Annotated in this window: 6 protein-coding genes; 3 read left to right on the top strand and 3 right to left on the bottom strand. The window is 76.7% G+C overall.

What is annotated here, in order from left to right:
• From BMY04_RS22090 to BMY04_RS22100, 3 genes are all read left to right on the top strand, one after another.
• On the top strand, positions 1-991 hold a 991-nt coding region (locus BMY04_RS22090), incomplete at its 5' end, for a cobalamin biosynthesis protein CobG (protein WP_139210113.1).
• The gene (locus BMY04_RS22095) at positions 984-1,694 is read left to right on the top strand and encodes a precorrin-8X methylmutase (RefSeq protein ID WP_091187252.1); all 711 of its coding nucleotides are present in this window, start codon (positions 984-986) and stop codon (positions 1,692-1,694) included. The genes BMY04_RS22090 and BMY04_RS22095, both read left to right, overlap by 8 nt.
• Positions 1,691-3,220 carry a precorrin-2 C(20)-methyltransferase gene (locus tag BMY04_RS22100; RefSeq protein WP_091187255.1) on the top strand — a complete coding sequence of 510 codons (1,530 nt, stop codon included), beginning with the start codon at positions 1,691-1,693 and terminating at the stop codon, positions 3,218-3,220. Before BMY04_RS22095 ends, BMY04_RS22100 begins: the two co-directional genes overlap by 4 nt.
• Before the next feature lie 21 nt (positions 3,221-3,241).
• Here the strand turns inward: BMY04_RS22100 and BMY04_RS22105 are convergent, their stop codons facing one another.
• The 3 genes from BMY04_RS22105 to cbiE are packed head-to-tail and all read right to left on the bottom strand — an operon-like array spanning position 3,242 to position 6,031.
• Complete coding sequence (locus BMY04_RS22105) at positions 3,242-3,934, bottom strand: GAP family protein (protein ID WP_091187259.1); 693 nt, start codon at positions 3,932-3,934, stop codon at positions 3,242-3,244.
• Positions 3,935-3,974: 40 nt separating this feature from the next.
• Complete coding sequence (locus BMY04_RS22110; RefSeq protein WP_091187262.1) at positions 3,975-4,784, bottom strand: cobalt-precorrin-4/precorrin-4 C(11)-methyltransferase; 810 nt, start codon at positions 4,782-4,784, stop codon at positions 3,975-3,977.
• The gene (gene cbiE / locus BMY04_RS22115) at positions 4,781-6,031 is read right to left on the bottom strand and encodes a precorrin-6y C5,15-methyltransferase (decarboxylating) subunit CbiE (protein WP_091187265.1); all 1,251 of its coding nucleotides are present in this window, start codon (positions 6,029-6,031) and stop codon (positions 4,781-4,783) included. The genes BMY04_RS22110 and cbiE overlap by 4 nt, the downstream gene beginning before the upstream one ends.
• Between the last annotated feature and the right edge of the window lie 181 nt (positions 6,032-6,212).

Raw genomic sequence — 6,212 nt, forward strand, 5'->3', positions numbered from 1 at the left:
CAGCGGCGCGCTCCTCGCGCTGAGCCGGCTGGCGGAGGCGTACGGCAGCGGCCTGCTCCAGCTGACCTCGCGCGGCAGCGTCCAGGTCCGCGGGCTGCCCGCGGCGGTGCCCGAGCCCTTCGAGGACGGGGTCGCCCGCGCCGGCTTCCTGCCCTCGGCGGCCCACGAACGGGTCCGCAACGTCGTCGCCTCGCCCCTGACCGGGCTCCTCGGCGGCCGCGCCGACCTGCGTCCGCTGGTGGCCGAGCTCGACCGGGCCCTCGTCGCCGAGCCCCGCCTGGCCGACCTGCCGGGCCGTTTCCTCTTCGTGCTCGACGACGGCCGCGGCGACGTGGCCGGGCTGGGCTGCGACCTCGGCTACCGCGCCCTCGACGCCGAGCGCGGCGAGCTGCTCCTCGGGGAACGTCGGCGGGTCCGCCCCGTGCGCCTCTCCAAGGCGGCGGACACCCTCGTCGCGCTCGCGCTGCGCTTCGCGGAGCGCCGCGGCGACGCCTGGCACGTGCGCCAGCTCGACGCGCCGCTGTCCGACGAGAAGACCGAGAGCGACCTCCGTACGCCCTCGACGCCGCGCCCCGCCGGCCCGGCTGGGCCGCACCTGGTCGTCGACGTGCCGCTGGGGATGCTCAGCCCGGCGCAGGTCGAGGCAGTGCACGCCGTCGCGGACGGCGGACCCGTCGTCGTCACGCCGTGGCGCAGCCTCGTCCTGCCCGACGCGGCCGGCGACCGCGCCGCGCTCGAGGCGGTCGGGCTCGTGACCGACCCCGACAACGCCTGGAACCTCGTCAGCGCCTGCGTCGGCGCCCCCTGGTGCACGAACGGCCGCTCCGACACCCGCGCCCTCGCCGCCCAGCTCGTCCGCGCCGGCGGCCCGGGCGACCGCACCCACCTCAGCGGCTGCGAGCGGCGCTGCGGCGCCCCGACCGTCCCCCACACCGACCTCGTCGCGCCCACCCGGATCGACCTCGCCGAGCTCGTGCTGGCCCGTGCCTGAGCCGGCCGTCGACTCCGTCTTCGCTGACGAGGCCACGGCGCCGGTCGCGGCCCCCGCCGCCCCTACGCGCCGGTACGCGTACGCGTCGGACCCGCAGGCGATCTACCGCGACTCCTTCGCCACGATCCGCGCCGAGACCGACCTCACGCGCTTCACCCCGGAGGAGTCGGTCGTCGCGGTGCGGATGGTCCACGCCGCCGGTGACACCGGCCTGGTCGCCGACCTGGACTTCCACCCGCGCCTGGTCGAGGCCGCCCGCGGCGCCCTGCGGGCCGGCGCGCCCGTGCTCACCGACGCGCAGATGATCGCCTCCGGCGTGACGCGGCGACGCCTGCCGGCGGGGAACGACGTGCGCTGCCTGCTCGGCGACCCCCGCACCACGGAGCTCGCCCGGGCCTGGGGCACGACGCGCTCCGCCGCGGCCGTGTCGCTCTGGGGCGACGCCCTGGAGGGGGCGGTGGTGGCCATCGGTAACGCGCCGACCGCGCTGTTCCACCTGCTCGAGATCGTCGCCGACGGCGGACCGCGGCCGGCGGCCGTGCTCGGCATCCCCGTCGGGTTCATCGGCTCGGCGGAGTCCAAGGAGGCGCTCGCCGCCAACCCGTACGACCTGCCGTACCTGGTCGTGCACGGGCGCCGCGGCGGTTCGGCGCTCTGCGTGGCCGCGGTGAACGCGCTGGCCACCGAGGACGAGCTGGCGTGAGCGACCACCGCACCGGGCGGCTGTGGGGCGTGGGCGTCGGCCCCGGCGACCCCGAGCTGATCACCCGCAAGGGGGCCCGGCTCATCGCCGCCGCCGACGTCGTGGCCTACCACTCCGGCACCGCCGGGCGCTCGATCGCACGCAGCATCGCGGGCGACCTCGTGCGCCCCGACGCGGTCGAGGAGCTGCTCGTCTACCCGGTCACCACCGGGACGACGGACCACCCGCTCGGCTACTACGGCGCGGTGAGCGACTTCTACGACGCGTCCGCCGCGCGGCTGGCCGCCCACCTCGACGCGGGCCGCGACGTGGTCGTGCTCGCCGAGGGCGACCCGATGTTCTACAGCTCGTACTCCTACCTCCACGACCGGCTCGCCGACCGCTACGCCTGCGCAGTCGTACCCGGTGTGACCGCGGTGAGCGCGTCCACCGCCGCCCTCGCCACCCCGGTCTCGCGCCACGAGGACGTGCTCACCGTGCTGCCCGGCACCCTTCCGGTGCCCGAGCTCGCCCGCCGTCTCGCGACCACCGACGCCGCCGCGATCATGAAGCTCGGCCGCACGTTCGCGGGCGTCCTCGACGCCCTGCGCCAGGCCGGCCGCCTCGACGACGCGCTCTACGTCGAGCGCGCGAGCACCGAGGCGCAGCGCGTGGTGCCGATCAGCGAGGTCGACCCGGCCCAGGTGCCCTACTTCGCGATGGTCCTCGTCCCCGGGCCCGACCGCCGGGCCGACTCCGCGTCGCGCGCGGCGAGCCTGCCGGTCGACGGTGCCGAGGAGGCGGCCCCGCGACCCGTGGCGCGGGGGCACCTGCTCGTCGTCGGCCTCGGACCCGGCCCGGACCGCTGGGTGACGCCCGAGGTCGCCGCCGCGCTGGCCGAGGTGGAGCACGTCGTGGGCTACGGGCCCTACGTCGAGCGCGTCCCGCCCCGTCCGGGCCTCACGCTGCACGCGACCGGCAACACCGTCGAGGTCGACCGGGCCCGCGACGCCTTCCGCCTGGCCGCCGACGGCGCCCGGGTGGCGATCGTCTCCGGCGGCGACGCGGGAGTCTTCGGGATGGCGGCGGCGGCGTACGAGGTGGCCGACGAGTTCCCGGACGTGACCGTCGAGGTGCTGCCCGGCCTCACCGCGGCGCAGGCCGTGGCGGCCCGGGCGGGGGCCCCGCTGGGCGCGGACTACGCCGTGCTGTCGCTGTCGGACCGGCTGAAGCCGTGGGAGCTCGTCGAGCGCCGTCTCCGCGCGGCCGCCGACGCCGACCTCGTGCTCGCCCTCTACAACCCGGCGTCGCGCAGCCGCACCTGGCAGGTCGCCGCCGCGCGCGACCTGCTGCTGCAGGTCCGCGGACCCGAGACCGTGGTCGTCGTCGGCCGCGACGTCGGCCGGGCGGAGGAGAGCGTGCTCGTCACGACGCTCGGGGCGCTCGACCCGGCGAGCGTCGACATGAAGACCCTGCTGGTCATCGGCAGCAGCGCCACCCGCGTGAGCGCCGCCGGCCAGGTCTGGACCCCGCGCAGCACGGCCTGAACCGGCCCCACGCCCCAGACCTCAGAAGCGGCCGAGCCCGTCGACCACGAGCACGACGCCGACGAGGGCCAGGACCGCGGCGGTGAGGACCGAACCGTTGCGCTCGAGCCAGGCCTGCGTCGCGCGCAGCCAGCGACGTGTCCGGACCGGGGCGGCGTACGTCGCGACCACCGGGACCAGCACCGACGAGGCGGCGAGCGCCAGGTAGAGCACGACCGCGACCACCGCCTCGACGAACGGCATCGAGCCGGCCCGGAGGACCACGCCGGACGACAGCCCGAGGACGAGACCCTTGGGCTGGAGGTCGACCACCACGCTGGTGAGGAACACCGCCGGGAGGGACGCCTCACCCATCCGCCGCTGCCACGCCGACTCGGCCCGCGACCGTTCGCGGTCGCGGCGGAGGAAGGTGAGCGCGCCGACGGCCACGAGCGCGATCCCGGCGAACACCTCCGCGCCGGCGACCAGCGGCCCCTCCGGCAGCCCGACCGAGCGCGGCGCCGGCAGCGCCCGCGCCCCGGCGACGAACGCGACCGTGATCAGCGCCAGGCCGAACACCCGCCCGACGACGAACGCCCACACCCGGCGCATGCCGGTGCCCGCCACGAGCAGCACGACGACCCCGGTCACCGGCAGCCAGCTGAACGCCCCCGCCAGACCGAGCGGAACCAGCGCCCACAGCGTGTCCCAGAACCCGGGTGAGTCGATGGTCACTGGTGCTTGCTCGTGGTTGTCGTCCCTGCTGCCGTCGGGGTCACCCGCCGCTCGTCGCTGCGTCGGTGTCGGCTCCTGGTCCCGGGGCCGCTGTCTGCTCCCGCTCGGCCCCTCGGGGACGGTGGCTGTCGTAGAGGTGGGACTCGGGGAAGGAGCGCGCGGCCAACGCCCGCCCGACCATGATCACGGCGGCCTGGCGGAGGTCCGCAGCCTCGACGGCGCCGCCGATGTCGGCGAGGGTGCCCTCCAGAACCGTCTCGGTCGGCTGCGAGGCGTTGCCGACGACCACGACGGGGCAGTCGGCGCCGTACGCGTCGACGAGGCTCGCGGCGAGCTCGCGGGTCCGACGCACGGCCAGGTGCAGGACGAGGGTGGCCCGGGTGGCGGCGAAGGCGCTGAGCGCCTCCGTGTCCGGCATCGCGGTGGAGGCGGCCTGGGCGCGGGTGAGAACCACGGACTGGGCGACCTCCGGAACCGTGAGCTCGCGGCCCACGATCGCGGCGGCGGCGGCGTACGCGGGGACGCCGGGGGTGACGTCCCACGGCACGCCGGAGTCGTCGAGGCGGCGGGTCTGCTCGGCGAGGGCCGAGTAGAGCGACGGGTCGCCGGAGCAGAGACGGGCGACGTCGTGGCCGGCCTCGTGCGCGGCGACGAGGTGCGCGGTGATCCGGTCGAGGTCGAGGTGCTGCGTGTCGACGAGGGTCGCACCGGGCGGGCAGTGCGCGAGGACGGCCTCGTCGAGGTAGGTGCCGGCGTAGAGGCAGACGGGCGAAGCCTCGAGGAGCCTGACCGCGCGGAGGGTCAGGAGGTCGGCCGCGCCCGGACCGGCCCCGATGAAGTGCACGGTCACCGGGCCGTCTCCTCCTCCTGCGACGGCTCGTCGCCCCGTCCGGCCGCAGCGGTGACGAGGCTCCACTGGACCACGGGCCTGGCGGGCACCCAGCCGCGGAACCGTCCAAGCGGGCCGAGGGTCTCGACCGAGAGCCGGGTGAGCTCGCCGCCGAGGGTGGCCTGGAGGTCGAGCAGCAGCGCCTCGGTCTCGACGGTGACGGCGTGGACGACGAGCCGTCCGCCCGGCCGGAGCATGGCGAGCACGGTATGGAGCAGGCCGGTGTCGGCGCCGCCGCCGACGAACACGGCGTCCGGGGCGGGGAGCCAGGTGAGGGCGTCGGCGTTCACGCCACTGATCACCTGGAGGCCTGGCACGCCGAGGTGGCGGGCGTTGCGGGTGATCCGGGCGGCCCGTTCCCCGTCGCGCTCGACCGCGATCGCCCGCGCACCGGCCACGGCGCGGCACCACTCGATGCCGACCGAACCCGCGCCGGCGCCCAGGTCCCACAGCAGGTCCCCGGACGCGGGCCGCAGGTGGGCGAGGGCGGCGGCGCGGACGACGCGCTTGGACAGCTGGCCGTCGTGCTCGTACGCGTCGTCCGGCAGCCCGGGCACGGGCGACCCGTCCGCCTCGGGCTGGTCGGTCGCGCAGGCGACGCAGACCACGTTGAGCGCGGGCACGTCGCCCTCGACCCCGGTCGCGGCCAGCACCTCCTGCCGCGTCTCCGCGGGCGTCCCGAGGTCGGCAAGCACCGTGACGACGCTCAGGCCGAAGCCCGCGTCCACGAGCACCTGCGCGACCGCGGCGGGGGTGCGCGCGTCCCGGCTGAGCGCGACCAGGCGCCGGCCGGGCGCCAGCAGCGGCCAGACCTCCTGCGCGCCCTCGGACGCGATGCGGACCACCTCGAACGTCGCCGCGTCCCAGCCCATGCGCGCCCCGGCCAGGGCGACCGAGGAGACCGCGGGGTGGACGCGCACCGCGTCGGGCCCGAGGAGGTCGACGAGCGTCGAGCCGATGCCGGCCACGAGCGGGTCGCCGCTGGCCAGCGCGACGACGCGGCGTCCGGCGTACGCCTCGAGGAAGGCGGGCAGCTGCGGCCGCAGCGGGCTCGGCCACGCGTGCCGCTCCTGGCCGTCGACCTCGGGCACGAGCCCCAGGTGACGTGGCGCCCCGAGGAGCACCTCCGCCGCGGTCACGAGCGCCCGCTCGGCCTCCCCGAGCCCGGACCACCCGACGGCGGGCAGCCCCACCACGTCCACGACCACCGGTTCAGGGTAGGGACCGCCGCGCACCGAGCGCGCCGCGACCGAGGAGCGACCCGGTTCACGCCCCCTGAGCCTGTCGAAGGGAGCGTTCGCTGGAGAAGCGTTCGCCGCGCACGCCAACCCGTCCCGGGCCCTTCGACAAGCTCAGGGAGCGTTCGCTGTGCTCGGGGAGCGTTCGCTG

It is taken from the genome of Microlunatus flavus (assembly GCF_900110855.1).
GTDB classification, from domain to species: Bacteria; Actinomycetota; Actinomycetes; order Propionibacteriales; family Propionibacteriaceae; genus Microlunatus; species Microlunatus flavus.